28 protein-coding genes are annotated in these 26696 nt (G+C 58.7%); 13 read left to right on the top strand and 15 right to left on the bottom strand.

Annotated features, from left to right (window positions below):
- Positions 1–2 precede the first annotated feature (2 nt).
- From LA304_RS17045 to ftsY, 3 genes are all read right to left on the bottom strand, one after another.
- Positions 3–905: a DMT family transporter gene (locus LA304_RS17045; protein ID WP_224504384.1), complete on the bottom strand. Its 903-nt coding sequence runs from the start codon at positions 903–905 to the stop codon at positions 3–5.
- Between the two features lie 87 nt (positions 906–992).
- The gene (locus LA304_RS17040) at positions 993–1424 is read right to left on the bottom strand and encodes a hypothetical protein (RefSeq protein ID WP_224504383.1); all 432 of its coding nucleotides are present in this window, start codon (positions 1422–1424) and stop codon (positions 993–995) included.
- Complete coding sequence (gene ftsY / locus LA304_RS17035; protein WP_224504382.1) at positions 1424–2638, bottom strand: signal recognition particle-docking protein FtsY; 1215 nt, start codon at positions 2636–2638, stop codon at positions 1424–1426. The genes LA304_RS17040 and ftsY overlap by 1 nt, the downstream gene beginning before the upstream one ends.
- 347 nt (positions 2639–2985) lie before the next feature.
- Here ftsY and LA304_RS17030 point away from each other — a divergent pair, with 347 nt between their 5' ends.
- Both LA304_RS17030 and LA304_RS17025 read left to right on the top strand, forming a co-directional pair.
- On the top strand, positions 2986–4035 hold the full coding sequence (locus LA304_RS17030) for an alkane 1-monooxygenase (protein ID WP_224504381.1): 1050 nt from the start codon (positions 2986–2988) through the stop codon (positions 4033–4035).
- 55 nt (positions 4036–4090) lie between these two features.
- A complete protein-coding gene (locus LA304_RS17025; RefSeq protein WP_224504380.1) occupies positions 4091–4483 on the top strand; it encodes a hypothetical protein in 393 nt (130 codons plus the stop codon).
- Between the two features lie 10 nt (positions 4484–4493).
- Here LA304_RS17025 and xseA read toward each other — a convergent pair whose 3' ends face one another.
- A complete protein-coding gene (gene xseA / locus LA304_RS17020) occupies positions 4494–6086 on the bottom strand; it encodes an exodeoxyribonuclease VII large subunit (RefSeq protein WP_224504379.1) in 1593 nt (530 codons plus the stop codon).
- Positions 6087–6162: 76 nt separating this feature from the next.
- Here xseA and purD point away from each other — a divergent pair, with 76 nt between their 5' ends.
- A complete protein-coding gene (gene purD, locus LA304_RS17015; RefSeq protein WP_224504378.1) occupies positions 6163–7425 on the top strand; it encodes a phosphoribosylamine--glycine ligase in 1263 nt (420 codons plus the stop codon).
- A gap of 14 nt (positions 7426–7439) precedes the next feature.
- Positions 7440–7856, top strand: a complete 417-nt coding sequence (locus LA304_RS17010) for a hypothetical protein (protein ID WP_224504377.1) — start codon at positions 7440–7442, stop codon at positions 7854–7856.
- Positions 7857–8274: 418 nt separating this feature from the next.
- On the opposite strand, the gene LA304_RS17005 is transcribed toward LA304_RS17010, so the two are convergent.
- The 7 genes from LA304_RS17005 to rpiA all read right to left on the bottom strand — a co-directional run bounded on the left by LA304_RS17005 (position 8275) and on the right by rpiA (position 15727).
- Positions 8275–8988, bottom strand: a complete 714-nt coding sequence (locus tag LA304_RS17005; RefSeq protein ID WP_224504376.1) for an FG-GAP repeat domain-containing protein — start codon at positions 8986–8988, stop codon at positions 8275–8277.
- A gap of 1 nt (position 8989) precedes the next feature.
- On the bottom strand, positions 8990–9313 hold the full coding sequence (locus LA304_RS17000; RefSeq protein WP_224504375.1) for a 2Fe-2S iron-sulfur cluster-binding protein: 324 nt from the start codon (positions 9311–9313) through the stop codon (positions 8990–8992).
- Between the two features lie 206 nt (positions 9314–9519).
- Positions 9520–10992 (bottom strand): Do family serine endopeptidase, encoded by a 1473-nt coding sequence (locus LA304_RS16995; RefSeq protein ID WP_396022207.1) that lies wholly within the window; start codon positions 10990–10992, stop codon positions 9520–9522.
- A 290-nt stretch (positions 10993–11282) separates the two neighbouring features.
- Positions 11283–12158, bottom strand: a complete 876-nt coding sequence (gene hflC, locus LA304_RS16990; RefSeq protein ID WP_224504374.1) for a protease modulator HflC — start codon at positions 12156–12158, stop codon at positions 11283–11285.
- Positions 12158–13306 carry an FtsH protease activity modulator HflK gene (hflK, locus tag LA304_RS16985; RefSeq protein ID WP_224504373.1) on the bottom strand — a complete coding sequence of 383 codons (1149 nt, stop codon included), beginning with the start codon at positions 13304–13306 and terminating at the stop codon, positions 12158–12160. The genes hflC and hflK overlap by 1 nt, the downstream gene beginning before the upstream one ends.
- A gap of 142 nt (positions 13307–13448) precedes the next feature.
- Complete coding sequence (gene gor / locus LA304_RS16980; RefSeq protein WP_224504372.1) at positions 13449–14810, bottom strand: glutathione-disulfide reductase; 1362 nt, start codon at positions 14808–14810, stop codon at positions 13449–13451.
- 131 nt (positions 14811–14941) lie between these two features.
- The gene (gene rpiA, locus LA304_RS16975; RefSeq protein ID WP_224504371.1) at positions 14942–15727 is read right to left on the bottom strand and encodes a ribose-5-phosphate isomerase RpiA; all 786 of its coding nucleotides are present in this window, start codon (positions 15725–15727) and stop codon (positions 14942–14944) included.
- A gap of 193 nt (positions 15728–15920) precedes the next feature.
- On the opposite strand from rpiA, the gene LA304_RS16970 reads away from it, so the two are divergent.
- Positions 15921–16286, top strand: a complete 366-nt coding sequence (locus LA304_RS16970) for a YbaN family protein (protein ID WP_224504370.1) — start codon at positions 15921–15923, stop codon at positions 16284–16286.
- Positions 16287–16338: 52 nt separating this feature from the next.
- A complete protein-coding gene (locus LA304_RS16965) occupies positions 16339–17256 on the top strand; it encodes a DMT family transporter (protein WP_224504369.1) in 918 nt (305 codons plus the stop codon).
- Here LA304_RS16965 and LA304_RS16960 read toward each other — a convergent pair.
- On the bottom strand, positions 17253–17915 hold the full coding sequence (locus LA304_RS16960) for a thiamine diphosphokinase (protein WP_224504368.1): 663 nt from the start codon (positions 17913–17915) through the stop codon (positions 17253–17255). The genes LA304_RS16965 and LA304_RS16960 overlap by 4 nt on opposite strands.
- Positions 17916–18052: 137 nt before the next feature.
- Between LA304_RS16960 and LA304_RS16955 the strand changes: the two genes are divergently transcribed.
- Complete coding sequence (locus LA304_RS16955) at positions 18053–18652, top strand: hypothetical protein (protein WP_224504367.1); 600 nt, start codon at positions 18053–18055, stop codon at positions 18650–18652.
- A gap of 4 nt (positions 18653–18656) precedes the next feature.
- On the opposite strand, the gene LA304_RS16950 is transcribed toward LA304_RS16955, so the two are convergent.
- Together LA304_RS16950 and LA304_RS16945 are read right to left on the bottom strand one after the other, a co-directional pair.
- Positions 18657–18890, bottom strand: coding sequence for a DUF2842 domain-containing protein (locus LA304_RS16950; protein ID WP_224504366.1), 234 nt, complete (start codon positions 18888–18890; stop codon positions 18657–18659).
- A gap of 4 nt (positions 18891–18894) precedes the next feature.
- Entirely contained in the window at positions 18895–20190 is a 1296-nt protein-coding gene (locus LA304_RS16945; protein ID WP_224504365.1) for an adenylosuccinate synthase, read from the bottom strand.
- Between the two features lie 187 nt (positions 20191–20377).
- Between LA304_RS16945 and secG the strand changes: the two genes are divergently transcribed.
- Positions 20378–20740 carry a preprotein translocase subunit SecG gene (gene secG / locus LA304_RS16940; protein ID WP_224504364.1) on the top strand — a complete coding sequence of 121 codons (363 nt, stop codon included), beginning with the start codon at positions 20378–20380 and terminating at the stop codon, positions 20738–20740.
- 170 nt (positions 20741–20910) lie between these two features.
- Complete coding sequence (locus tag LA304_RS16935; RefSeq protein ID WP_224504363.1) at positions 20911–22554, top strand: CTP synthase; 1644 nt, start codon at positions 20911–20913, stop codon at positions 22552–22554.
- Positions 22555–22619: 65 nt separating this feature from the next.
- On the opposite strand, the gene LA304_RS16930 is transcribed toward LA304_RS16935, so the two are convergent.
- On the bottom strand, positions 22620–23252 hold the full coding sequence (locus tag LA304_RS16930) for an FMN-binding negative transcriptional regulator (RefSeq protein WP_224504362.1): 633 nt from the start codon (positions 23250–23252) through the stop codon (positions 22620–22622).
- A gap of 299 nt (positions 23253–23551) precedes the next feature.
- On the opposite strand from LA304_RS16930, the gene ppk2 reads away from it, so the two are divergent.
- The 4 genes from ppk2 to LA304_RS16910 all read left to right on the top strand — a co-directional run bounded on the left by ppk2 (position 23552) and on the right by LA304_RS16910 (position 26686).
- The gene (gene ppk2 / locus LA304_RS16925; protein WP_224504361.1) at positions 23552–24463 is read left to right on the top strand and encodes a polyphosphate kinase 2; all 912 of its coding nucleotides are present in this window, start codon (positions 23552–23554) and stop codon (positions 24461–24463) included.
- A gap of 67 nt (positions 24464–24530) precedes the next feature.
- Positions 24531–24971: a tellurite resistance TerB family protein gene (locus LA304_RS16920; RefSeq protein WP_224504360.1), complete on the top strand. Its 441-nt coding sequence runs from the start codon at positions 24531–24533 to the stop codon at positions 24969–24971.
- 9 nt (positions 24972–24980) lie between these two features.
- Positions 24981–25763: a phosphate/phosphite/phosphonate ABC transporter substrate-binding protein gene (locus LA304_RS16915; RefSeq protein ID WP_224504359.1), complete on the top strand. Its 783-nt coding sequence runs from the start codon at positions 24981–24983 to the stop codon at positions 25761–25763.
- A 131-nt stretch (positions 25764–25894) separates the two neighbouring features.
- Entirely contained in the window at positions 25895–26686 is a 792-nt protein-coding gene (locus LA304_RS16910; RefSeq protein ID WP_224504358.1) for an ABC transporter ATP-binding protein, read from the top strand.
- Positions 26687–26696: the final 10 nt, after the last annotated feature.

The raw sequence follows: 26696 nt of genomic DNA, 5'->3' as shown, positions 1-26696 counted from the left end.
TTCTATCCGCCCATCTCAACTATGACCGCGCCAAGCGCAATCAAGGCCATGAGGGACAATCGGCGCGGTCCGACCTTTTCACCCAAAACGATCCAGCCAATCAAGGCCGCAAATACGGTCGATGTTTCGCGCAAGACTGCGGCCTCACCGACATTGTCGAGGCGGGTCGCCAACATGATGCACCCAAAGGAGAAATAGGCGACGATCCCGCCGAAGAAACCGCGCACGGCCAAGGGGCCGAGGTCGGGTTTGAATTCCATATTTCGGTAGCGGAGAAAGGCGACCACCGGCATCACAAGGCCGTCAAGAAAGAAGAACCATGCCAAAAAGGTAAACGGATCCGCCGTCGCGCGGATGCCATAGGCGTCATAGGTCGTGTAGAGCGCCACGAACCCGCCTGTGATAACGGCGAGCATCAGCGCAGGCACCATCGTCTCGCGTCCGACCGTGATCGTGCGTAGATTGTAGACCGCGAGGCCGAAAATACCGGAAATCAGGACAAGCACACCAAGCCACTGGACCAGCGTGAAATGTTCGCCGAAGACGAGTCCCGCACCAATGACCGCAAATAGCGGACCGGAGCCACGCACAACGGGGTAAACGACGGTGTAAGCGCCTTTGGTGTAGGTATACCCCTGCGCGGCCTTATAGGCCGTGTGGATCACGAACATGCCGAGGAAGATGATCCACATATGCGGCTCTGGCCACGGCACAACGAAGAGTGCGAATGGCGCCGCCATCAGACCATAGAAAAAATCCATGGCGCCGCGCGAGAGCCATGGATCATGCCGCCCCTTTTGCAACGCTCCGAACAGCGCATGCAAAAACGCAGCCATCAAAGCTAGGATGAGGGCGGCGTGATGGCCCGCTTCGGTGCCTTCAAGGGAGATCAGATATTCGCTCATGGCATCCTGCTACAGATCACCCGTTGAAAGGTCCAGTGAGACGAAACGCACACCCCACACAGCAAATGGGCCGTCATACGTGGCCGATTACGCCGTCCGGGGGAATTCAGAACGCAGATAATCTCCGAAATCCGCATTCGGATTCGGCACCAACATCCCGTCGGTCGCCTCGACAAACGGATAGGCCGCATCGAGACAGGCGGCACGGATCAGCGCCTCTTCGAGAGAGCGGATCAGGAATTCCGTCTCGTAGCCCGGCAGGACACCCATGCCCCAGATACGGGCCGGACGGTCCTCGCGCTCCGGGTCCACGACCAACATGGCGGACGCTACGAGCAGATCGCCGTCGACGATCACCATCTCGGCGTAGAGTTCACGATCTTCGGGCCAATCCTCACCTGTTTCTTCAGGGCAGATAGGGTGATCGAAAAAGAGATCCTGTATGGCTTCGCGCCGCGCAATAGCGTGTTCGCCCGACACCCAACTGTCAGGACCGATTGCATACTGAATTTCGAGCATCAAACCTCCAGACCCGTCAGGGCCGCGGCAAATTCTTCTGGATCGAACGGCGCGAGGTCGTCGATCTGTTCTCCCACACCGATGGCGTGGATCGGCAGACCAAACTTGTCTGCCAAGCTGACGAGCACACCGCCACGGGCCGTGCCGTCGAGTTTCGTCATCACAAGGCCGGAGACATCCGCGAGTTTCTGGAACGTCTCGACCTGAGAAATCGCGTTCTGCCCTGTTGTGGCGTCGAGCACAAGCAGAGTGTTGTGCGGCGCGCTCTCATCCTTCTTGCGGATGACGCGGACGATTTTGGCGAGTTCTTCCATGAGATCCTGACGGTTCTGCAATCGTCCGGCCGTGTCGATCATCAAGAGATCAGCACCGCTTTCCTGCGCCTTCGTCATCGCATCGAACGCGAGAGACGCGGGATCGGAGCCCTCGGGCGCCGTCAGTACTGGCACACCCGCGCGTTCGCCCCACACCTGAAGTTGCTCAACAGCCGCCGCGCGGAATGTATCGCCAGCTGCGATTACAACGGATTTTCCCGCTGCTTTGAACTGAGACGCCAGTTTGCCGATGGTCGTCGTCTTGCCGGAGCCGTTTACACCGACCACGAGCACCACCTGCGGCGTCTTCGCATAGATTGGCATCGGCTTTGCCACCGGTTCCATGATCCGGGCAATTTCCCGCGCCATAAGGCGTTTGATCTCTTCGACAGAAAGCTTTTTGCCGAACCGCCCCTCGGCCATCGCCGCCGTCACACGCATGGAGGTCTCGACGCCCATATCTGCGGTGATCAACAGTTCTTCGAGCTGCTCGAGCATATCGTCATCGAGCACGCGGCGCGTGACGGTTTTCGTCTCTTTGCGACCGATCAGACGTCCGAGAAAGCCCGGCTTTGTGGTCTCAGGAGCCGCCTCGACGACCTCTTCGATCTGGCTCGTCGGAATCTCGATCGGTGCAACCGTCTCCTGCGGCATCTCGGCCGGAATGTTTTCCGGAATTTCCGTCGGGGTCGGGGCAGGCATCGGTTCCTGCATCACAGGCGCTTCGATCGGCGTCGTCGCGGGAATTTCATCCGGCACATCCGGCGTCGTCACCTCTTCCGCAAAGGCCTCATCCGCGCCACTCTCTTGCCCACCATCCTCGACAATAGCTTCGAGACCCTGATCGAGTTTCGAAGAGGATTTGGTCAGGCGGGATTTGAGTTTTGAAAATAGCGACATTGGGCCTCCGTTTCCCGTGACTTAATGACTCTTGATCGAAGAAGAAAGCCCCCAGCGCCCGCTCATACGACGAAGGGCCTAAGGATCAGCCCCTGCCCTACAAAATATAGCGCCCAATGCGCATATCCGACCGATTTGGCGAGCGCGGTTGCGGGGCAAATACTGAAGATTTGAAGCGTGAGAATCAGAGCAGAAAGGTCGTCGAACTCAGCAACATCGGGAGATAGGCCACACCGAAACTAGCCGAAATGCATGCTAGTCCGATCAAAACCTTTCTCGCCCCGCTCCTATCGCTTGCCCCGCCGGACGTGCTCCGTATAGTCCGAGCGAAAGGCAGGAAGTCGCCCATGTCCATGAAAATCCCGCATATCATCCGGTATTTCGCCGTTTCCACACTCGTGCCGGTCGCTCTCTTGGCCCTTGGCGCGGTGTTTGGCGGAGTTTGGGCGGTGTGTGCGTTTCTCTATATGACCGCACTGGCCTATTCGCTCGACCAACTCGTCGATCTCGCGCGCGACCCTTCCAATCCGGAGGCAGAATTCCCTGACGCCAACGCCCTTTCCGTCGTGCTCGCCGTGTCACACTTCGGCCTAATGCTGCTTGCCGTTTGGGCGCTTTCGGTGAATGTCCTCGCGGTTTGGGAGCGGGTTTTCATCTTCCTCGGCATGGGCATGTTTTTTGGGCAGGTCTCGAACTCAAACGCCCATGAGCTTGTCCACCGCTCCGACGCGACACTGCGCCGGTTGGGAACGTGGGTCTATATCACGCTCCTGTTCGGGCACCATGCGACGGCGCATGTGAAGGTCCACCATACCTATGCGGCGACAGGGAAAGACCCCAATTCCGCCCCGCTCGGGATGAGCTACTACCGTTTCCTGCCCCGCGCATGGATCGGGTCTTTCAAGTCCGGACTACGCGCCGAAAATGCGATGCGGGCGCGGCGTAAAACAACCGATATCCACCCCTATCTGATCTATGTCGGGGGCGCGTTTGCCTGTCTTCTCGCAGCCTTCGCGATTGGCGGTTTTGTCGGGGTTTTCAAGTACATCCTGCTCGCAGGCTATGCGACGTCGCAACTATTGCTTGCGGATTATGTCCAGCACTACGGATTGCGTCGCAAATCGACCGCGGACGGCAAATACGAACCCGTCGGCCCAAAGCACAGTTGGAACAGCCCTCAGTGGTTCACCTCTTTCCTGATGCTCAACGCGCCACGTCATTCAGATCACCACAGCCACCCGATGAAGCCCTACCCAGCGCTCACGATTTCCGACGACATGGCGCAACTGCCGCGCTCGCTCCCCGCAATGGCGACCCTCGCCCTCATCCCACCACTTTGGCGCAAGGTCATGGACCCCCGCGTGGCACGTTTGAGCGCCTCGGATGCGTCATCTTAACCAAATCTTAAGATTGTGAGTGGAGCGACTCACTCGAAAATGACATGGTGCGCGCATGATGAAGACCGCTCTGATATCCGCCCTGTGCTTGTTCGCCACGCCACTGGTCTCCGCCCCCCTCTCGGGCGAAGAATTTGACGACTATGCGACGGGAAAGACGCTCACATTTGCCGAAAACGGAGAGCCATACGGCGCAGAGCAGTATCTCCCCGGACAGCGCGTTCGCTGGGCCTTTGATCAGGACACCTGCCGCGAAGGCGTCTGGTTCGAGCGGGAAGACAACATCTGCTTCCTCTACGAAGATGGCATGACGCCGCAGTGCTGGCAGTTCTTTGTCGAAGAAGACAAACTCCGTGCTGTGTTCCAAGGCGACAGCGGCACGGAGCTCTATGAAGCTTGGGCCTCTGAAGGCCCTCTGAGCTGTACCGGACCGTATGTCGGCGTCTAACCAGACCCTCTTAGAAGAGACTGCCCTGCCCCGATCCGCTGTCTTTTGGCGCGGCCGTTTTTTGTGACTTTGCCTTCTTGGGTTTCACCGCGCCTTTTGGCAGAGCCACGCCCCCGCTCATTTGAACGTCGCCGTCCTTGAACTCAATCCGGTGGATTGACGCCGCGCCCTCGACAGAGGTCACGATGCCACCCGCCGCGTCATGCACGACAGCATAACCGCGTTCGAGCGTCTTACGGTACGACATCGCCTCCAACATCCCCGCACTGCGTTCGAGCGCCGCCGTCCGACGTTCCTGCTGTGTGAGAGCAGCGCGGGACAACCGCGCGGTTAGGGCGTCGAGCCGCTCGCGCGATTGCGCGACCCCGCGCGATACACGCTCAGGCGCAAGGCGTCTGGACAGCTTGTCAAGATCGCGCCGCTTCTCAGCGGTGCCGCGAGACAGGGCGGAAGGCAGACGGTCGGACACCATCGAAATCCGTTCCCGCCCGCGCCCGATCCGGTCTCGTAGAAGTGTTGGACGCAGCACAGATGCCGCCTCCGAGAGGTGAAGCCTCCGATTCCGCACACCGTTGATCAACGCTTGGTTCAGTCGGGCGTCAGCCTGATCGACACGCTGACGCGGCCCGTCCAAAAGTTGCTCGGGACGGGGCAACGCACGAGACAGGTCCGTCAGGCGCTGCCTACGTTGATCCATGCGACCGGATAGAGCCCGATCGATCCGCGCACGCATATCCTGAATTGTGACCCAAAGCTCGCGCCGCACAGGCACCGCCATCTCGGCCGCAGCCGTGGGTGTCGGCGCGCGTCGGTCAGATGCGAAGTCAATGAGCGTCGTATCTGTTTCGTGCCCGACTGCGGAAATCAGCGGGATGTCAGACGCCGCAGCTGCCCGCACGACGATCTCCTCGTTGAACCCCCACAAGTCTTCAACCGAGCCGCCACCACGGGCGACGATGATCAGGTCGGGTCGCGGGATTGGCCCGCCCTTGGGAAGGGCGTTGAATCCTTTGATCCCCGCAGCGACCTCAGCCGCACAATTCTGGCCCTGAACAGCGACCGGCCACAACAGCACATGACGCGGGAAACGGTCCCGCAAACGATGCAAGATATCGCGGATCACAGCGCCCGAGGGCGATGTCACGACCCCGATCACCTCCGGCAGCCACGGAATCTGCCTTTTGCGCCCCGCATCAAAGAGCCCCTCTGCCGCGAGCGCCTTTTTGCGCTTCTCCAACATCGCCATGAGCGCGCCCGCGCCCGCGACCTCGATCTCGTCGACATTGAGGTTGTATTTCGACTGTGGACCAAAGGTGGACAAACGGCCCGTGACAATCACCTCCATGCCTTCTTCCGGTTGCACGGAAAGCTTGGAGGCCTGCCCCTTCCACGTGTTGCAGGCGATGACGTTCTTGTCGTCCTTCAGGTCATAGTAATAGTGACCTGAGCGCGCATGCATCACACGCCCGATCTCCCCACGCACACGCACACGACCGAAGGCCCCTTCAAGCGTGCGCTTGATGGATCCAGTGAGATCGGACACGGAAAATTCCGGCGCGTTGGAGCTACCCTGTGGCTCATCATCCTCGAAGAGTTCCGACATTATCCTGCTCGTGCTTGTGTCAAAGTCGAAGTGACCTTAGAACGCCCGCAAGCAAAGGTGAAGCGGGAGAGCTTTGATGAATATTCTGATCCTCGGCAGCGGCGGACGTGAACATGCTCTGGCATGGGCCGTGATGCAAAACCCCAAATGCGACAAACTCATCGTCGCGCCGGGCAACGCCGGGATCGCGGCCATCGCAGAATGCGCCACCTTTGACATCAATGACGGTGCGACGGTCGTGTCCTTCGTCGAAGAAAACGCGATCGACTTTGTGATCATCGGGCCGGAAGCCCCGCTCGCCGCCGGTGTTGCCGACGATCTGCGTGCCGCTGGCGTTCTGACCTTTGGCCCGTCCAAAGCGGCCGCCCAACTCGAAGCCTCGAAAAGCTTTACCAAAGAAATCTGCGACGCCTCCGGCGCACCGACTGCCGGATACGCCCACTTCACCGATCCCGAGGCCGCGAAAGCTTACATCCGCGAACAGGGTGCCCCGATTGTGGTGAAAGCCGATGGCCTCGCCGCAGGTAAAGGCGTGATCGTTGCCATGGACCTCGACACCGCCCTCGCCGCCATCGACGACATGTTCGGCGGTGAGTTCGGCGCGGCAGGTGCAGAAGTCGTGATCGAAGAATTCATGGACGGTGAAGAAGCCTCCTGGTTCATTCTCTGCGACGGCGAAAACGTGCTGCCAGTCGGCACCGCGCAAGACCACAAACGCGTGGGCGATGGCGACACCGGCCTCAACACCGGCGGCATGGGCGCCTACTCTCCCGCCCCTGTGATGACCGACAGCGTGGTCCAGAAAGCCATGGACGAAATCGTAAAACCAACGGTCGCGGAAATGGCAAAACGCGGGATGCCCTATCAGGGGGTGCTCTATGCTGGCTTCATGATCAAGGACGGCCAACCGCGCCTCGTGGAATACAACTGTCGCTTCGGCGATCCGGAATGTCAGGTGCTGATGATGCGCCTCGGCGCGCAGGCGCTCGACCTGATGCTCGCCACGGCTGATGGCACGCTCGATCAGGCGCAGGTCAACTGGGCCGACGATCACGCCATGACCGTGGTGATGGCCGCAAACGGTTATCCTGGCGCCTATGAAAAAGGCTCCGCCATCCGCGGCCTCGACGCCCTTCCGGAAGACAGTAAGAACATGGTGTTCCACGCAGGCACCGCCGAGAAAGACGGCCAAATCGTCGCCGTTGGCGGACGTGTTCTGAACGTCACCGCACGCGGCGATAGCCTTCAGGAAGCCCGTGACCGTGCCTATGCCATGATCGACCAAATTGACTGGCCCGAAGGCTTCAATCGGTCAGACATCGGCTGGCGCGCGCTGTAATGGGCAGGAGGGGCGTGCCCCGCCTCTCGCTGCTCTACTGCGGCAGTCTTGCAATTGTCGTCGCCAATACAATCCTCTGGCCATTGGACGGGACCGGCTTCATCGCTGGCCGGGTGAATCCCGCGTCCTACTGTTCCGTTCTCATGAGCTCGGGCGGTGATGACGATGCGATGATATTCGCCCTGGTCATCTTTGCTCTTCCCATGGCACTGAGGATTGCGCGATTTCATAGACCCTGGACGCGGATTGAAAGCGTGCTTTATGGCTTCAGCTGGCTTGGGGCGATATTTGCGTATTTCCTCGCAACAATGGACTGTGCGGCTCCTGTCGCAACTGCCGTCATCGATCACGATCTGCAACTCATTGCGATTTTCACGGCTCTTGGCCTCAACTGCGTCGCTGCCGCCTCGCTATTCCGAGGCGCAACTTAATCGGATGTTAACCTTACGCATGCGATAACCAACGCGCGAAAAGCAGTTCAGGCTCGAAAGGCCGCCGGGTTCAGAATCTCATGCTCTATCGCGATATGCATAGAGGCGCGCTCGAACGGCGCGCCTTTTTCAATTTCGCTCCGAAACTTGAACGCGCGACGCACGGGGGCCAGCCCCGCACCCCCGGGATATTTCTGGACAAAAGAAGGCGCGTTAGGAACACGTTAATCGAAATACGGAATGATCGAAGCACGGTACAGGCGGGAACGCCGATGACCGTGACGGAAGAAACCCTCTGTTCCGGTTTTCGGGGCAGAGGGACATTCGGTCGTGCCCAAGCGGCAGGCATTCTTTTGTCGAAAAATATCCCGGGGTGAATGGCCTAAGGCCAGAGGGGCAGCGCCCCTCCTTCTAGCTCCTAGGAACAGGTCAAGAATGGCAAGAAAGAGGCCGCGCCTTCATACGTTGCCAACGTTTTTGTGACGAGAGCCCCGTTTTGCCAGCGGGTTTCCAAAATGTTTTGCCAGTTGGTGTCCGCAGTCAGAATGACGGGTGCGTCACCTTTACAGGTTCTTACTCCACCCTCGATCTCGGGGGCACCGAGGTGATGGTTGGTAAGCCCTTCAAGACGGGCAGTAGGAACCAGCATGCCTTCTTCCCCCAAAGCGACGGGCATCAGGAGCAAAGTTTTGGCGAGATGCGGACGATCAACATAGGCGATCTCATCGATGCCATCCCCGTCAAAATCCGCGATCCCGGCAATGGACAGCCATCTGTGCCGCTGTCCGATCGGCGCGGAAGCTCTGGCTGGAACCAGACGATCCTCAAAATCCAGTGTCCAGACCTGCACCCAAGCGCCCGTGTTGAAACCACTCACGACGGTGACAATCTCGGGCGCGCCGTCGCCGTCAAAATCGTGCAGGCGCGGGGCGGTGTCCTCAAAGACGCTTTTCTTGAAAGACGCTGACAAAGAGCGCCCGTCATCCAGAGTCACTTTCAAACGCGCGTACTCGCCGTTCGCGATCGCACCATGTCCGTAGACGGAAGTCGGCTCTTCATAGGTCGCAGAAACGATCTCGGCCGCGGCTAGAGGGCTGGCCGCCAGCACACATGCAGCAACCAGCGCCTTCATCTTAGATCTGCTTCTCAGGCATGTTGACGACGAGGCCATCAAGCGCCTCGGTCACTTTGATCTGGCAGGTCAGACGCGAGCGCACAGGGTCGGGTTCGAAGGCGAAGTCGAGCATATCCTCTTCCATGTCGTCCTTTTCAGGAATCTTGTCGAGCCACTCGGGCGCGACATAGACGTGGCATGTCGAACAGGCGCATGCGCCACCACAGTCCGCATCAATACCCGGGATACCGTTGTCACGCGCACCTTCCATGACGGTCCGCCCCAAGGGCACGTCCACGACGTGCTCGGTGCCGCCGAATTCGATATAGGTGATCTTGACCATGGGGTATTCCTTCTTTCGCGAGCTTTTGTCGGCAAAATGCTTAGCCCGCTGGTCGCGCCGTGAAAAGGGCGATTTCGTCACAGTTGAGCGACACCCGCGCACAGCGATGCAAATTTGTGCGACGCGTGGCGGCTTGGGCATCGGGGATGTCTTAAATAAAAAAGGCGGCCACGAGAGCCGCCTTCTTTAGCGTTCTTAAAGTCACATTACTCGGCGACGCCGAGCGCGACGAACCTTGGTTCACCTGCGCGACGTACGAGCAACAGAACTGTCTTGCGACCGGCCTCTTGCGCCTCAGCAATGCGCGCTTCGAGATCGGAAACGTCTGCGACCGGCTGTTGCCCGGCTTCGGTGATCACGTCACCTGCGCGCAGGCCTTTCATGAAGGCTTCGGAGGTTTCGTCCACTTCAACGACGGCCAAGCCGTCCATCGCTGCAGAGACGCCAAGTTGTTCACGAAGCGCATCATCAAGCGGCTGGAGCGTCAGCCCCATCAGTTCGCGGGTTTGCGGCATTGCGTCCATCGGAGCGTCTTCCGTCGGGAAGGCCACGTTTTCCGCCTCTTCGCGACGACCGAGCGTCACCATGAGAGTTTGTGTCTTGCCGTCACGGAACACAATGACGCGCACCGCTTTGCCGACCTCGGTTTCACCAACGGTGCGCACAAGCGAACGGGTGTCGGTCACTTCGGTGCCGTCGAACGAGAGGATGACGTCACCGCTCTCGATCCCGGCGTCCTTGGACGGACCATCAGGTACATCTGTGACCAGCGCACCTTTTGCTGCGTCGAGGCCCATTGCCTCAGCCACATCATCGGTGACATCCTGAATGCGCACGCCGAGCCAACCGCGGCGGGTTTCGCCGAATTCCTTGAGCTGTCCTACAACTTTCGACACAACGTTCGAGGCCATCGAGAACCCGATGCCGATTGAGCCGCCGTTTGGTGACAGGATCGCGGTGTTCACGCCAATGACTTCGCCGTCCATATTGAAGAGCGGGCCACCGGAGTTACCACGGTTGATGGCTGCGTCAGTCTGGATGTAATCGTCATAGGCACCAGAGAGGGCGCGGCCGCGTTGCGACACGATACCGGCAGACACAGAGAAGCCCTGACCAAGCGGGTTCCCCATTGCCATCACCCAATCGCCGATGCGCATCTCGTCGCTGTCACCGAAGGCGACAAACTTGAGCGGGGTGTCGCTCTCGACTTTCAGCACAGCAACATCGGTTTTCGGATCGGTCCCGATCAATGTGGCCGGAAGGGTGAAACCTTCGAAGAATTCAATTTCAATTTCGTCGGCCCCTTCAATCACGTGGTTGTTCGTGACGATGTAACCATCCTCAGAGATCACAAAACCGGAGCCAAGCGCGGACGAGCGACGCGGCCCCTGTGGCCCTTGGCCGTTGCGGTCCATGAAGTCGCGAAAGAAATCTTCGAACGGGGAGCCCTCTGGCACCACAGGTTGCTGATCTGTGGAGGCCTCCACGACAGTGGTGGTCGTGATGTTCACCACGGCAGGAGAGACCTTTTCCGCGAGATCCGCGAAGCTTTCGGGCGCGGCGCGCGCTTGTGCGGCGACTGTGGTCAGCATGACGGCGAGTGCGCCCAAAAGGGCGACGACCATCGCACGAAAATCAACACTCCGGGCGGAAAGGGTGACGGCGCGAGCCTGTGTCATGAGTTTGATATCCTCCGTGTGAAGCGCCTTTTGGTCGGCAAGGCAGCCGACGGGGCGCGGGTGTGCTCTTTGGTTACAAATAGGAACGAAAAGGCACAACTCAATGTCAGTCGCGTTCAGTCAACAGCATGTGAGGGGGGTGTGACAAGCGCAAAGCCCCCTCACATGACGCGGAAGTGAAAGGGAAAACTCGCTTTGAAACAAATGGCATCCGATGAAACAGCGGAGGCACAAAAGAAAAAGGGCCAGTCAACGACCGGCCCTTTCAAATGAGTTTCTTTCGTTGGCGCTTAGCGGCCAGCGTCAGACTTCAAGTAGTCGAAGAATTCACTGTCCGGCGTGAGCACCATCGTCGTGTTGGAGCCTTTCAAGCCCTCACGATAGGCGTCCAGCGACCGATAGAATTCAAAGAACTCCGGATCGGCACCGTAGGCTTCTGCAAAGATGCGGTTTTTCTCAGCGTCGGCTTCACCGCGGGTGATCTCCGCCTGACGCTGTGCGTCAGATTCAAGCTCGACAACCGTACGATCCGCTTGCGCGCGAACACGTTGCGCAGCTTCTGCACCACGCGCCCGTTCGTCTGCCGCCTCGCGTTCACGCTCTGCGCGCATACGGTCAAAGGTTGCATCAAGGTTCTGATCCGGCAGGTTGGTCTGTTTAAGACGCACGTCGACCACTTCGATACCAAGCTGTTGCGCCTGAGCGTTCGAAGCAACGGTGATACGATCCATCAGAGCGGAGCGTTCCGAGGACAGGATCGTGTTCGACGTCACACCGTCAGAACCAAGCACGGCACGGATGTTCGGGTTGATGAAGCCAGCAAGACGGCTTTCTGCGACTGCGATACCGCCAGCACCAACAGCCTGACGGAAGCGCACGACATCGGTGATGCGGTAGCGCGCAAAGGCGTCGACAACGAGACGACGGTCATCAGAGGGCGTAACCTCGATCTCCGGCGTATCCAGCGACAGAATACGGTCATCATAATAGATCACGTTCTGGATAACCGGCAATTTAAAGGCGAGACCCGGCTCTTCTTTCACGGCCTTGATCTGACCGAATTGCAGCACGAGCGCCTTTTGACGTTCGTCGACAATGTAGATCGAAGAGAGAACGCCGATCACGACAAGGAACAGAAGTCCTGCAAGGATAGGAAGTTTTTTCATCAGTTCGCCTCCTGATCCGAATTGCGGCGCAGTTCATTGAGCGGCAGATACGGCACAACGCCCTGCCCGCTACCGGAGCCATTCTCGTCAAGGATGATCTTGTCGAGGCCACCATAGACCTCTTCGAGAGTCTCGAGATAAAGACGTTTGCGCGTCACTTCCGGAGCGACTTGATACTCGGTCAAAACCGCGGAGAAGCGGCTGGCCTGACCTTCCGCGTCGTTCACGACCTGAGCACGGTAAGCTTCGGCTTCTTCGAGAATCTGGGCCGCGGAACCGCGTGCGCCAGCGACAACCGTGTTCGCGTATGCGTCCGCCTGACGCTGCAAGCGGTCGCGTTCCTGTTCAGCGGCCTGAACGTCGCGGAAGGCATCAATCACTTCACGCGGCGGGTCGGCCTTGTCGAGGTTGAGACGCACAATGTTGATGCCGCTGTCATAGCTATCAAGTGTCGACTGGATAGACGCACCGGCGAGATCGCGGATTTCTTCACGATCACGGTTGAGGATCGGTGCGAGTTCACGCGCTGCGATGATCTCGCGCATGGAGGCCTCGGACACGGCCTGAACCGTCTGCCGCGGATCGGCGAGGTTAAACAGGAATTTCGCAGGATCGTTGATGTTCCAGACAACCTGGAAATCGATGTCGACGATGTTTTCATCTGTGGTGAGCATCAGACCGGATTGGGTCGATCCCACACCGATGTTTTCCGTCCGCTCGGTCGTCGTCTGCACAACTTCGGCGCGGATGAACGGCCACCATGCAAAGTGCGGCCCGTCGTCAGTGGTGCGGTGATACGCGCCGAGGAAGGTCTCAACCCCGCGCTCATCCGGTTGCACGGTGTAGAAGGATGCAAAGAAATACGCGCCAACGGCCAACAGACCGCCAAGCACGAACACGCCCTTGCCCGGTCCTTCGCCGCCATCAGGGCCGCTCGGACGGCCAGTGCCGCCGCCTTTTCCACCCATCAGAACCTTGAGATATTCGTTGCCCTTGTTGAGCATCTCTTCGATTTCAGGGATCTGCGGCTGGTCACCCGGACGACGTCCGTTGTTTCCATTATTGCCGCCGCGATTGTCTCCTCCGGAGGGTCCTGTCGGGCGATTGCCACCGCCTCCGCCCCAGGGTCCGCCACTATTGCTGGCCATTCAGGTCATATCCTCTTTCGCGTATAGGTCTGGCCCGACAAACGTGCGTTGTCAGGCCAAGGCTCGGGTGTAACCTGTTCATTTCGGCCCCGCTTTTCAAGGGCCGAGGGCAGGTCTGTCCCGCTTTTCGTCGATATCACGCTCAGTTATGAACGCGCACGGGCTCTTTCATGAGAACGATCTCTTCGGCCATCGTCGGGTGCACCGCGACGGTCGCATCGAAATCTTCCTTGGTTGCACCCATTTTTACGGCCACACCGGCGAGTTGGATCATTTCGCCTGCATGCGGCGCGATGATGTGACAGCCGAGAACTTTGCGCGTCTTGGCGCAGACGATCAGTTTGAACATCACACGCTCGTTCTTCTCGATAAAGCTGTTCTGCATCGGACGGAAGGCGGCGGAGTAGACCTCGATCGGGCGCTCATCGCGGGCCTGTTCTTCGGTGAGGCCAACGGCGCCATATTCCGGCTGGGTGAAGATCGCGGACGGCACATTTGCGTGGTCCGGCTTCATCGGGTTGCCTTTGAACACGGTCTCGTGGAAGGCGACGGCCTCACGGATCGCAACAGGCGTGAGCTGAATGCGGTCAGTCACATCGCCCACGGCAAAGATCGAGGGGATGTTGGTCTGGCTGTACTCATCCACCTTGATCTCGCCCCAGCGACCCAGTTCTACACCCGCCTCTTCGAGACCTAGGCCGTCCGTCTTCGGCTTGCGGCCCGTCGCATAGAGCACGACATCGAAGACGCCTTCGCGCCCGTCAGTGGCCTTGACCCAAATCCCGTCGTCGCGCTTTTCGAGACGCTCGACATCTGTGCCGACGTGCAGGTTGATGCCCTGCCCTTCGATCAGTTCGGCGATGTGGCCGCGGGCCTCATCATCAAAGCCACGCAGGATTTGCGCGCCGCGGTAGTACTGGGTCACGTCAGAGCCGAGGCCATTGAAGATGCAGGCGAACTCACAAGCGATATAGCCGCCGCCGACAATCAGGATGCGTTTCGGCAGTTCCGGAATGTCGAAAATCTCGTTCGAGGTGATCGCATGCTCGATGCCCGGCACAGTATCCGGCACGAACGGCGTGCCACCGACGGCCACGAGAATATGGGCAGCGGTCTTTTCGGTTCCGTCCGCGAGCACCACAGTGTGCGGGTCTTTTACGGTCGCGCGCTGGTGCAGGATTTCAACACCGGCATTGCCTGCGTTCTTCGTGTAGATCCCTTCAAGACGCGAGAGTTCCGCCTTCAGGTTTTCCTGAAAAGACTGCCAATCGAACTGCCCGATGCGGATGTCCCACCCGTAGGCTTTGCCCTCTTCGGCGTAGCTAGAATACTGCGACGCGAAGACCATCAGCTTTTTCGGCACACAGCCACGAATGACACAGGTGCCGCCCATGCGGAATTCCTCCGCCATCGCGACCTTTTTGCCGCCTGCTGCCGTCAACCGCGCTGCGCGCACTCCGCCGGAGCCGCCGCCAATTACGAAAAGGTCATAGTCGAAATCCATCAGTCCCGCCTTTTGGAAGAATTCTAAAGTCGGCAACAGATGTAGGAGGTTTACCCCCAAAGGGAAACCCTGCGCCTAGGCACGGGGTCTTGTGCATATCTGTTCAGAAAACGTCGTCTGTCGAAGGTTTGTCAGCCGAGATCCGCGAAAATGTTCTCTTCTTCTTCGTAAGCGAACTGATCGATGGTCTCGTCACCGGACAAAAGGTCCTTGGTCGTCACGATCCCGTCGCCGTAGCCAATGATCACAGTGCTGCAGATATCGATGAACAATCCGTTCTCGACCACGCCCGGAATCTGGTTCAGCGCCAGCGCGAGTTGCGGCGCGTTTCCGATCCGCTCCAGATGCAGGTCGATGATATAATTGCCTTGGTCCGTCACATAGGGTGCATCACCGCTCATCCGCAGCGTTGCCTTGCGCCCCATGACATCCATGGACACAAGGGTTTCTTCGACGAGGGATTTGGTTGTCTGCCATCCGAACGGAATGACCTCGACCGGCAAAGGGAAATGCCCCAAGGTATCAACCTGTTTGGACACATCCGTGATGACGATCATCTGGTCAGACGCCGTCGCCACGATCTTTTCCTGCAAGAGAGCCCCACCGCCGCCTTTGATCAGATTCAGATCAGGGTCGAACTCATCGGCCCCGTCGATGGTCAAATCGAGCCATTTCGCCTCGTCCAGCGAAACAATCTTGATCCCTTCGTTCCGCGCCTGCTCAGCCGTGCGCGTCGACGTTGGCACACCAACAATGTCCAAGCCCTGCTCGCGGACCCGCTCCCCCAGAAGACGCACCATCCACGCAGCAGTGGACCCGGTCCCGAGACCCAACTTCATCCCGTTTTCCACGTAGTCGACCGCCTTTTTGGCGGCTGCGAACTTGGCGGTTTCGATCGGCGACAAGGGGTCGGACATGATGTGCTCTCCAACGGCGCGCGCTCGCGGCACCCGATTCAGAAATGTAAGGTTCCCTATCCGTTATAGGTGCGACGGGCGTATTTGCACACAAAAAACCTGCGCAAACGCGACCACTGTGACAGTCTGCTCTGGACAGCCGCAAAGATGCGCATACATGATCTGGTGAGGGAGAGATGTTAGAGAAAGACGCATGACCGAACGGCTGTCGAGATACATACACTTTTCCTTGGGAGCGCTTTGCATTGCGCTCGGGTTTATCGGCATTTTCTTACCGGTGATGCCCACCACGGTCTTTATCCTTTTGGCTGCCTTCTTTTTCACCAAAGGCTCCCCGCGCGTGCGTCAATGGCTCCTGGATCATGCCCATTTCGGACCGTCGATCCGCGCATGGGAAGAAACGGGCGCAATCCCGCGTCGCATCAAATGGATCGCGATCTCTATGATGGCCGTGACATTCGGGGTTTGCCTGTTTTTCTTGCCGCCACTCGTCCTCACGCTCCAAGCCGCTCTCATGATCATCGGCGCGCTATACATCCTGACGCGCCCTGACGCCTGATCGGCGCTCACTCTCTGCTTGCACGTCGACATACCAGTCGTGAAAAGGAGGGATGACAAACGACAGACCCACGCTCGGCATCTTTTTTATGGTCGCATTTTGCGCCATTGCACCGCTCATAGATGTGAGCGCGAAACTCGCCTCTGGCGCGCATCCGGCGGGACAAATCACTGTCGGGCGGTTTCTGATCCAGGGACTTCTGCTGATCCCGGTGAGCCTCGCGCTCCGCGAGAGCTGGCGCATCGGCCTGCGCGACTGGGGGCTCATCCTCTTGCGTGCGGTTTTCACTCTCCTCGCCACGCTATGCTTTGTCTGGGCAGTCATGGTCATGCCTATCGCAGACGCGCTTGCCATCACCTATATCGAGCCCTTTGTGATACTGCTGCTCGGCTGGCTGTTTTTCTCCGAAGAGATCGGGCCGCGACGCATCCTCGCAGCACTCGTGGGGTTCATTGGCACTCTGATTGTCGTCCAGCCGGGCTTCGCAGCTTTTGGCCCTGTCGCCTTCCTCCCCTTCGCAGCAGGCCTCTTCTTTGCCTGCTACATGCTCGTCACCCGCGCCTTGCGACACCACCCACCCGTTCGAATGCAGGCAATGACCGCCCTGCTCGCCTGCGCAATCGGCCTTCCGGTTCTGGTTATCGGCGACGGCTCAGACGGGCTTTTTGACCCCGTGATGCCGGAGGGGATCAATTGGGTCTGGCTCTTGGGCGTCGGTCTCTTTGCGACGATCTCTCACCAATGCCTGACGCTCGCCCTGCGTCATGCTCCGTCGGCCACACTTGCGCCCCTCGCCTATCTCGAACTCGCGTTCTCTACCGTGGCGGGTCTCATCGTATTCGGGGATTTCCCGGCGCCAACCGTCTGGCTCGGGATTGCCGTGATCATCGGCTCAGGCCTCTACCTGATCCACCGTGAGCGGGTGAATGCGCAAAGGCCAAGCGTGACGGCGGGACCAACGGCGTCCTAGCGCAAAAGCCCGTCGACGAGCGACCAAAGTGAGTCTTTCGGCAGGATCAACAACATCCCCGGCCCGTCAAAGGACACTCGAACACGGGATGCGGTGGCCTCGTTCGACGTGCCGACACGGAGATCGGGGGCAAACTCAATTCCGTCAATCGGCCAGCGTAGCCCCTCGGATCGCCCTGTAACGGCCCCCATCGGGAACAGCGAGACACGACTCCCCAGCTCAACGTCAAATTCGATATCGCCGGCGACGTGCGCGCAGACATCTTCCTCTCCGACAATCACGCAGCGCTTCGACGGGTATTTCGTGAGCACATGGTAGACCGCCAGCTCATGGTCGATCCGCGCGCCCGTGAAGCCAAGGCCGAGTATCATCGGCGCATCAATCCGCGTCAGGCATTTCTCGAAGTCGGTGCTGTCCTGTTCGGGGATGTGATGAAGGCGGTCTGCGGGAATTTCCGAGCGGGCCAGATCGGAAAGACTATCGAAGTCGCCGATGACAGCGTCGGGGATTACCCCATGCCTGAGCGCCACATCTCCACCACCGTCCGCGGCGACAAGATGCAGAGTTCTCTCCCGCACGGCACGCAGGTCTTCTGCACGAAGCGCACCGCCTCCGAGCAAGACTGTCCACGCCTCGGAATTCACGATCGTTTGGCCCATTTTCATCCCTGTTTTTCAGCTTGGCAGTCGTGTCCAGAAACGACGCGCACACACTGTTTCGCGCCTTTTATGTCGAAATTTGACCATTTCATCCAAAAATATGCTTAAATAAGCAAGGGGAGAAAATGGGGGGAACTATGGGAAACGATCGACTGATTGTGTCGGTCTCCTGTGGACCGTTTTCGTGTATTATTGAAGGTTTTGACGATCCGTATGCAACACTGCGTGCGATCGCCGCGTATCTTGAGGCACGAAATCAGGACATTGGGGGACACGAAGCTGCGGAAACTGCACCTGATCCGCAAGCCATTGTATTAATTGCAGAAAAACAGCTAGGGGAACGGATCGAGAGCGTATTTAAAGAAAATACGCTCCATATAGAGCCATACGGACATCGCGCTGAGAGAGCCAAATCTGCCTCTTCGGCATGGAAGAATTTGCCGGTGCCGGTGACGCGTCTTATGGATGACGCAGAGCGTAAAATGTCAAAACAGGATACGACTCACCCCCACATTTCGATCCGACAAATCAAAGCGGCAATGGGTCGGATTCTACCTAGAGGCGAGGAAAACAGCCTCAGCGAAGAGGCCGCGAAGCAAGAAATTTACAAAAAAGATCTCGCGCGCGTGATCAAAAAGCGTGTCAACGAAGGGCGCCCTCCGGCGTCGCAGTCAAAGAGTCACGCGCCGCGACCACAGGACATTCGAGAAGGGCGCGGCCCAAGGTCTGCGAAGTAAACGTTCAGTCCTCTTCTGACGTCGTCGTTTCGGGATCCGGTTGACCGATCCCCTTGAACACAGCTTTCAAGGGGAACGCCCAGAGCACGCCCATGCCGACATAGATCGCCAACTCCACGAGGATCGACGGTCGGTCAAACTGGGCAACGATCACAACGCAGAGCGTGATGTAGGCCGGCAGCCCCAGCACCAGAACCAAAAGCGCGAGACGCCGACGGGACTTGTAGCTGAGAGCCATCGGTTCAATCCGCGAACGGGTCGGTGACGAGGATGGTGTCCTCGCGTTCCGGGCTCGTGGACACGAGCGCGACCGGGCAATCGATCAACTCTTCGATGTGGCGCACGTATTTGATCGCGTTTGCTGGCAGATCATTCCAAGTGCGGGCACCTTCGGTCGACTCGGACCAGCCCGGCATTTCTTCGTAAATCGGCGTGCAGCGTGCTTGATCTTCGGCTGCGGTCGGCAGGTAGTCGTGCGTCTCACCGTCGAGCTCGTAACCGACACAGATTTTCAGCGTCTCGAACCCGTCAAGAACATCGAGCTTGGTCAGGCAGATGCCGTTCATACCGGAGGTTGCGCAGGTCTGGCGAAGCAGAGCCGCATCGAACCAACCACAGCGACGCTTGCGGCCCGTCGTGGTGCCGAACTCATGGCCGCGCTCACCGAGGCGCTGACCATCGTCGTCCAGAAGTTCGGTCGGGAACGGACCTTCACCCACACGGGTGGTGTAGGCTTTCACAATCCCGAGCACGTAATCGATCGAGCCCGGGCCGATGCCGACGCCGGTCGCAGCCTGACCTGCGATCACGTTAGACGAGGTCACGAACGGATAGGTGCCGAAGTCGATGTCGAGAAGTGCGCCTTGGGCCCCTTCGAAAAGGATACGCTTGCCAGCTTTGCGCTTCTCGTTGAGCACTTTCCAGACCGGACCTGCATAGGGCAGGATCTTCGGCGCGATGGCTTTGAGTTCTGCAATCAGGGCATCACGGTCAACTTCTTCGAAGCCGAGACCTTTGCGCAGCGGGTTGTGGTGCTGGAGCGCGCGGTCGACACGGGCTTCGAGCGTCGCCTCATCGGCGAGGTCCATCACTCGGATGGCGCGACGGCCTACTTTGTCTTCATATGCCGGACCAATGCCGCGACCGGTGGTGCCGATCTTCGTGCCTTTTGTCGCCGCTTCCTCGCGGGCGCGGTCGAGTTCGCCGTGGATCGGAAGGATGAGCGGAGTGTTTTCCGCGATCATCAGGGTCTCCGGTGTGATCTCGACACCCTGTGCACGGATCGTCTCGATCTCGTTCAGCAGGTGCCACGGATCAAGGACAACACCGTTGCCGATCACAGAGAGCTTGCCACCGCGAACAACACCGGACGGCAGCGCGTGCAGTTTGTAGACCTTGCCGTCGATTACAAGCGTGTGGCCCGCGTTATGCCCGCCCTGAAAACGTGCGATCACATCCGCACGCTCCGAGAGCCAGTCCACAATCTTGCCTTTCCCCTCGTCACCCCATTGGGCGCCGACAACGACGACGTTAGCCATGATGAATCCTTTTGAGAATGGATTGAAACCGTAGGCTCTATAGCGACCCACCCCGCGTGAGGAAACCCGAATCTGCGTTCCGCTTTCAACTCTCCGGCCGAAATGGGACAAATCCAGCCAATTGCGGGTTGCGTGATGGAGCGAGAGCTTTTAAGTAGCGCCATCGAACGACCCAAGAGATTTATCCATGGAAAACGTCATCCTCGTCATCCACCTGATCCTCGCGCTCTGCCTTATCGGAGTCGTGCTGCTGCAGCGTTCGGAAGGCGGCGGCCTCGGAATGGGCGGCGGCGGTGACGTCATGACGGGCCGTGCGGCAGCAACTGCGCTCGGCAAACTGACATGGATTTTCGCAATCGGTTTCATCATCACATCCGTGACACTGACCGTTCTTGCGCGCAAAGATGCGGCGAACTCCTCTGTAATGGACGGCGTTTCCGTTGATACCGTTACTGAGACGGAAGAGAACGCCCCTGCGCTACCGCTTGGCTCGGACCTGCTACCGCCGTCCTCTTCGGACGCTCCGGTTGCACCGCCGCGCGCCGACTAAACATCTCGAAAATGTCAAAACCTTGAAGTTGAGGAGGAAAGCTCCTCAACATCTTGCGGTTTGGTTGCGCGGGACGACCGAATCTGATAACTCTTAAATCCCGTGAACCACGGCATCAAAAGTGCCGTGAACGAACTATTTTTTGGACTATCACGGGAGCCTCTCCAGCCATGGCACGTTACGTTTTCATCACCGGCGGTGTGGTTTCTTCGCTCGGCAAAGGCCTTGCGTCCGCCGCTCTCGGCGCCTTGTTGCAAGCTCGCGGATACTCCGTCCGCCTGCGCAAACTCGACCCCTACCTGAACGTCGATCCGGGCACGATGTCCCCGTTCGAACACGGCGAAGTGTTTGTCACCGACGACGGTGCAGAAACCGACCTCGACCTCGGTCACTATGAGCGCTTCACCGGTGTGTCCGCCCGCATGACCGATTCCGTGTCGTCGGGTCGCATCTACACCAACGTGCTCGAAAAAGAGCGCCGCGGTGATTACCTCGGCAAAACCATTCAGGTGATCCCGCACGTCACGAACGAAATCAAAGATTTCATCGAGATTGGCGACGACGAAGTCGATTTCATGCTCTGCGAGATCGGTGGCACTGTGGGCGACATCGAAGGTCTCCCGTTCTTTGAGGCCATCCGCCAGTTCGCGCAGGACCGTCCGCGCGGTCAGTGTATCTTCATGCACCTGACGCTGCTGCCCTACATCTCTGCATCCGGCGAGCTGAAAACCAAACCGACCCAGCACTCCGTGAAAGAGCTGCGCACGATCGGCCTTCAGCCGAACGTGCTGGTCTGCCGTTCCGAACACCCGATCCCGGAAAAAGAGCGCGAGAAAATCGCCCTGTTCTGTAACGTCCGCAAAGAGGACGTGATCGCAGCGCCTGATCTCAAATCCATCTACGAGGCCCCGCTCGCCTATCACCGTGAAGGTCTCGATCAGGCTGTGCTCGATGCGTTCAACATTGCTCCTGCTCCGAAACCGGACCTCAGCGTTTGGAACGACGTGGCAGATCGCGTGTTCAATCCGGAAGGCGAAGTCAAAATCGCCATCGTCGGCAAATACGTCCAACTCGAAGACGCCTACAAGTCCATTGCAGAGGCCCTTACCCACGGCGGCATGGCCAACCGTGTGAAGGTCAAAGTCGAATGGGTTGATGCCGAAACTTTTGATCGCGAAGACGCTGCCCCCTATCTCGAAGGCTATGACGCTATTCTCGTGCCGGGCGGTTTTGGCGAGCGCGGCACTGAAGGCAAGATCAAAGCGGCCCAATTCGCCCGCGAGCGCAAAGTGCCGTATCTCGGCATTTGCCTTGGCATGCAGATGGCCGTGATCGAAGCGGCCCGCAACCTTGCAGGTATCGAGGCCGCAGGCTCCGAAGAGTTCGACCACGAAGCAGGCAAGAAACGCTTTGAGCCGGTTGTGTATCACCTCAAGGAATGGGTGCAGGGCAATCATACCGTGCGCCGCAAATCCACCGACGACAAAGGCGGCACCATGCGCCTCGGCGCTTATACGGCGACGCTCAAAGAAGGGTCCAAAGTGGCCGAGATTTACGGCACGACCGAGATTGAGGAACGTCACCGTCACCGCTATGAGGTGGACACGAAATACCGTGAGAAACTCGAAGAGTGCGGCCTGATCTTCTCCGGCATGTCGCCGGATGGACGTCTGCCGGAAATCGTCGAGGCGAAAGATCACCCGTGGTATATCGGCGTGCAATATCACCCGGAGCTGAAGTCCAAACCCTTCGCCCCCGCCCCGCTCTTCCGCGATTTCGTGCGCGCGGCGAAAGAGAACTCGCGGCTGGTGTAATCACCGACCAGAAATCAAAAAAGGCGCTCTTCAGAGCGCCTTTTTCTTTGGTCATGTCTCTGATCTCAGTCGAGCGGCGCGGGAAAGCTCGCCAAGGCCTGCGCGAGATCCACGCCCTGCTCGCCCGATCTCATCAGGCCCTCATAGGTGCCTTGGCGGTCCTGCTCGGACTTGTGCTGGTTCACCTTCCACTTGCCTTCTAATTTCGAGACGGTCAGCCGCATCCCGACAATCCCGCGTTTAAGCGCGGCGACAAATGGCGCGGGGGCATCAGCAACTTTCCACGGCTCTTCACGCCCCGCCTCGTTCCGGTCGGTGAGTGCGTTGAGGTGGGCCCCAAGCTCCGCTGAGTCAGAGAACGTCTCGAACACCCCGTGCGCATGGACCACAATATAGGCCCACGTCGGGACGGCTTTGCCGTGTTCCTGTTTCGACGGGTAGAAGGACGGCGACACATAGGCGTGCGGCCCCTGAAAAATCACGACAGACGAAGCTCCGGCAAGCTTCCAATGCGGATTAGCCCGCGCGACGTGGGTTTCGAGGATCGTCTCGCCATTCTCCTCGCGCACGACGAACGGCACATGCGAAATCTCGATCCCCTCAGCATGCGGAGTCACGAGCGCACCGAACGCGATTTGGTCCATCGCGCTGCGAAGAACCCTCGGATCGTCAATTGCGGAATTATTCGGTCGATACATGGGAGGACTACCTTGTTAATGCATCCCGCGTAACACGGGCCTCGCCTAGGTGCACGATGTTTCCCAGTCCGTAAGCGCCTTTCCCCCGCCGCTAGGGCCCCTGTCCCAGTCAGAAAATCCGTCGTTTTTTAGCCAATCCCCGCCGATTGACGGCGTTTAACTGAACATTGACTGCGCTTTTGGTCGCGTCTTTGCTGCCGATCCTTTTCCATCAAGAAACCGTCATGTATGCGTGATTTAACGCGGCAAACTTATGGCCGCGAAAACCGGCATGACCTACGTGGAAGACGGAGCAGAGAATGAGCTTTGACAAAGACGCCCAAGACTGGCTGGAAGCAGAACTTGCAGACGCGCTGGACGAAGAATGGGAGATCGAGCTCGAGGACTCTATCCTGTCGCGGGAAATCAAGAAGATTTACCTGAAAGAGCATCCAGACATGCTCGAACGCTCGGTCTATTTCCGCGAGTTGCTTCGCCTTCAGGCCGAACTCATCAAGTTTCACGACTGGGTGCAGGCAACCGGTCAGAAGGTCGTCGTCATTTTCGAAGGTCGCGATGCCGCAGGCAAAGGGGGCGTGATCAAGCGCATCACCCAGCGCCTGAACCCGCGCGTCGTGCGCGTTGTGGCTCTGCCCGCGCCGTCCGAGCGCGAAAAATCGCAATGGTATTTTCAGCGCTATGTCCCGCACCTGCCGGCGGCGGGCGAAGTCGTTCTCTTCGACCGTTCCTGGTACAACCGCTCAGGCGTCGAGCGGGTCATGGGATTTGCCGATGAGGATCAGGTCGAACAGTTTTTCCAGGACGTTCCGGAGTTCGAACGGATGCTCGTGCGTTCCGGCGTGAAAGTGGTGAAATACTGGTTCTCCATTACGGACGAAGAACAACAGATGCGCTTCCTCATGCGTATCCACGACCCGATGAAACAGTGGAAGCTTTCGCCGATGGACCTCCAATCCCGCGTGCGTTGGGAGGATTACACCAAGGCGAAGGAAGACACGTTCTTCCGCACCAACATTCCCGAGGCGCCGTGGTACATCGTGGAGGGCAACGATAAAAAACGCGCCCGTCTCAACTGCATCGACCACCTCTTGTCCCTGTTCGATTACGGGGAGATCGAGCACGAGGAAGTCTATCTTCCTGAGCGGATTTACAAAAAGGACTATGAGCGGGCCGTTTTGCCGCCCGAACTCTACGTCCCCCGCAAATATTAAGCGAATGTGATAGGCCGCCACCGCAGGCGGCCTTTTCCTTTTGGGGCACCTCCCCTATATCGACCCTATGTTTGGTGATTTCCTGAAAACGCTCCTTCAGCCGGAGCCCGCCCCGCTCGCAGATACAGATGCACGTCTCGCTTTGGCAGCCCTCTTGGTGCGGGTTGCACGTGCCGACGGGCGCTATGACCCTGAGGAGGCGGATCGGATCGCCAAAGTTCTAAGCACGCGTTACGGTCTCTCGCCGTTTGAGGCGAGCAAACTGCGTGGTGACGCTGAACAGCTTGAAGCAGAGGCTCCGGACACCGTGCGATTTACCCGCGCGATCAAGGATGCGGTTCCTTATGAAGAGCGTATTTCGGTGATCGAGGGATTGTGGTCCGTCGTGCTCGCCGATGGCGAACGTGATGAACACGAGGACGCCCTTTTGCGCCTCGTCGCGAACCTGCTGGGGATCAAGGACCAAGACAGCGCGAAAGCACGCCAACGCGTTGCCGCAAAATCCTGACGCGCGCGCATGATCGCTCAATTGCCTATGTATCTGCGTTCGGGAAACCTCGACGCGCACATCGCGCTTTGGGAGTTGATCCGAGATGAGTTGCGGTCCGCTGGCCTCTCGGCGCCCGATGCGCTCGACCTGACCACTGAATACGACGAGGTATGGAGTGACCGCGACCTCTGCCTGTCTCAGGTCTGCAACCTCCCGCTCCGCGACACACTCAAGGACAAACTTACACTCATTGGTGCGTGTGACTACGGTCTCGAAGGATGTGAGCCCGGCTATTACCGCAGCCTTTTCGTCGTCCGCGAGGACCATCGCGCAGAGGCCCCCGAAGCGCTTGATGGCCTCACGATGGCGTATAACGATGCGCAATCGCATTCGGGTTGGGGGGCTGCATGGTTTTGGGCCTCTCGGCGTGGCCTGTGGTTCAATCCGGCCCTACGAACGGGCGCGCATCACGGCTCGCTCATGGCCGTTGTAAACGGCGACGTGGATTTCGCAGTGATCGACGCCCAGAGCTTTCGCGAATTCCTCATCGATACACCTGAAGCCCGTCAGGTCCACGTGATCGGCGCAACAGAAACCTCACCGGGGCAGACCTTTTGCACCCGCGCGGGAGTGGAACCGCGCCCCTATTTCGAAGCGATATCGTCCGCAATCGACGCGCTACCTGCGGCCCATAGATCTCGTCTCGGCCTTCGGGGAATCGTTGCGCTCCCACGGGAGGCATACGACCTGCCTGTCCCTCCTCACCCGACCGAATGGCACAGAGCGGCGGTGAAATCCTGCACAGCCTGACGGCGACACGCCCCGAGTTCCGCCCAAGCCATAGGCGTCGCCCCAATATTTGATCAAAAGTTTCAAGGAACGTCGCGGCATTTCGCCAAAGATCATTGCATCTGCCGAAATTCTAGCCCTAACTCGGGGCGATGTTGACCAATGAATCAAATCCCGCGACACCCGTCATCGAAATCCGTGGATTGCATAAATCCTACGGCGACCTCGAAGTCTTGAAAGGTGTTTCGATGACCGCGCCGCGTGGTCACGTGACCTCTCTCATCGGGTCCTCCGGATCGGGCAAGTCCACACTTTTGCGCTGCGCGAACCTTTTGGAGGACAGCCAACAGGGCGACATCCTGTTCAATGGCGAACCGATCATCTGGAAAGGTGAAGGCCTGAACCGGCGGCCTGGCGACAGCAAACAGGTCATGCGCATTCGCACGAACCTGTCGATGGTGTTCCAGCAGTTCAACCTCTGGTCCCACATGACGATCCTTCAAAACGTCATGGAGGCGCCCGTTACCGTCATGGGCCGTGATCGCAAAGAGGTTGAGGAAAAGGCGCGCATGTATCTCGACAAGGTCGGGATCGGCGACAAATGCGACGTCTACCCCGCGCAGATGTCCGGCGGCCAACAGCAACGCGCCGCCATCGCCCGCGCACTCTGCATGGAGCCGCAGGCACTCTTGTTCGACGAGCCGACCTCGGCACTCGATCCCGAGCTAGAGCAAGAGGTGATCAAGGTGATCAAAGCGCTCGCCGAAGAAGGTCGCACGATGATCATCGTGACCCACGACATGCGCATGGCGGCCGATATTTCCGACCACGTTGTGTTTCTGCACAAAGGTCTGATCGAAGAGGAAGGTCATCCGACCGAACTCTTCGGCAATCCAAAATCCGAACGTCTGAAGCAGTTCCTGAGTGCAACTGCTCCGGCATAAATAATTAACG

This window comes from Celeribacter litoreus, assembly GCF_020165855.1.
Classification (GTDB): Bacteria; Pseudomonadota; Alphaproteobacteria; order Rhodobacterales; family Rhodobacteraceae; genus Celeribacter; species Celeribacter litoreus.
This window is presented reverse-complemented; position numbering and strand designations above follow the sequence as displayed.

Coding starts and splice junctions, on each gene's coding strand:
- LA304_RS17045 (WP_224504384.1), bottom strand. CDS start 905: ATGAGCGAATATCTGATCTCCCTTGAAGGCACCGAAGCGGGCCATCAC.
- LA304_RS17040 (WP_224504383.1), bottom strand. CDS start 1,424: ATGCTCGAAATTCAGTATGCAATCGGTCCTGACAGTTGGGTGTCGGGC.
- ftsY (WP_224504382.1), bottom strand. CDS start 2,638: ATGTCGCTATTTTCAAAACTCAAATCCCGCCTGACCAAATCCTCTTCG.
- LA304_RS17030 (WP_224504381.1), top strand. CDS start 2,986: ATGTCCATGAAAATCCCGCATATCATCCGGTATTTCGCCGTTTCCACA.
- LA304_RS17025 (WP_224504380.1), top strand. CDS start 4,091: ATGATGAAGACCGCTCTGATATCCGCCCTGTGCTTGTTCGCCACGCCA.
- xseA (WP_224504379.1), bottom strand. CDS start 6,086: ATGTCGGAACTCTTCGAGGATGATGAGCCACAGGGTAGCTCCAACGCG.
- purD (WP_224504378.1), top strand. CDS start 6,163: ATGAATATTCTGATCCTCGGCAGCGGCGGACGTGAACATGCTCTGGCA.
- LA304_RS17005 (WP_224504376.1), bottom strand. CDS start 8,988: ATGAAGGCGCTGGTTGCTGCATGTGTGCTGGCGGCCAGCCCTCTAGCC.
- LA304_RS17000 (WP_224504375.1), bottom strand. CDS start 9,313: ATGGTCAAGATCACCTATATCGAATTCGGCGGCACCGAGCACGTCGTG.
- LA304_RS16995 (WP_396022207.1), bottom strand. CDS start 10,992: ATGACACAGGCTCGCGCCGTCACCCTTTCCGCCCGGAGTGTTGATTTT.
- hflC (WP_224504374.1), bottom strand. CDS start 12,158: ATGAAAAAACTTCCTATCCTTGCAGGACTTCTGTTCCTTGTCGTGATC.
- hflK (WP_224504373.1), bottom strand. CDS start 13,306: ATGGCCAGCAATAGTGGCGGACCCTGGGGCGGAGGCGGTGGCAATCGC.
- gor (WP_224504372.1), bottom strand. CDS start 14,810: ATGGATTTCGACTATGACCTTTTCGTAATTGGCGGCGGCTCCGGCGGA.
- rpiA (WP_224504371.1), bottom strand. CDS start 15,727: ATGTCCGACCCCTTGTCGCCGATCGAAACCGCCAAGTTCGCAGCCGCC.
- LA304_RS16970 (WP_224504370.1), top strand. CDS start 15,921: ATGACCGAACGGCTGTCGAGATACATACACTTTTCCTTGGGAGCGCTT.
- LA304_RS16965 (WP_224504369.1), top strand. CDS start 16,339: ATGACAAACGACAGACCCACGCTCGGCATCTTTTTTATGGTCGCATTT.
- LA304_RS16960 (WP_224504368.1), bottom strand. CDS start 17,915: ATGGGCCAAACGATCGTGAATTCCGAGGCGTGGACAGTCTTGCTCGGA.
- LA304_RS16955 (WP_224504367.1), top strand. CDS start 18,053: ATGGGAAACGATCGACTGATTGTGTCGGTCTCCTGTGGACCGTTTTCG.
- LA304_RS16950 (WP_224504366.1), bottom strand. CDS start 18,890: ATGGCTCTCAGCTACAAGTCCCGTCGGCGTCTCGCGCTTTTGGTTCTG.
- LA304_RS16945 (WP_224504365.1), bottom strand. CDS start 20,190: ATGGCTAACGTCGTCGTTGTCGGCGCCCAATGGGGTGACGAGGGGAAA.
- secG (WP_224504364.1), top strand. CDS start 20,378: ATGGAAAACGTCATCCTCGTCATCCACCTGATCCTCGCGCTCTGCCTT.
- LA304_RS16935 (WP_224504363.1), top strand. CDS start 20,911: ATGGCACGTTACGTTTTCATCACCGGCGGTGTGGTTTCTTCGCTCGGC.
- LA304_RS16930 (WP_224504362.1), bottom strand. CDS start 23,252: ATGTATCGACCGAATAATTCCGCAATTGACGATCCGAGGGTTCTTCGC.
- ppk2 (WP_224504361.1), top strand. CDS start 23,552: ATGAGCTTTGACAAAGACGCCCAAGACTGGCTGGAAGCAGAACTTGCA.
- LA304_RS16920 (WP_224504360.1), top strand. CDS start 24,531: ATGTTTGGTGATTTCCTGAAAACGCTCCTTCAGCCGGAGCCCGCCCCG.
- LA304_RS16915 (WP_224504359.1), top strand. CDS start 24,981: ATGATCGCTCAATTGCCTATGTATCTGCGTTCGGGAAACCTCGACGCG.
- LA304_RS16910 (WP_224504358.1), top strand. CDS start 25,895: ATGTTGACCAATGAATCAAATCCCGCGACACCCGTCATCGAAATCCGT.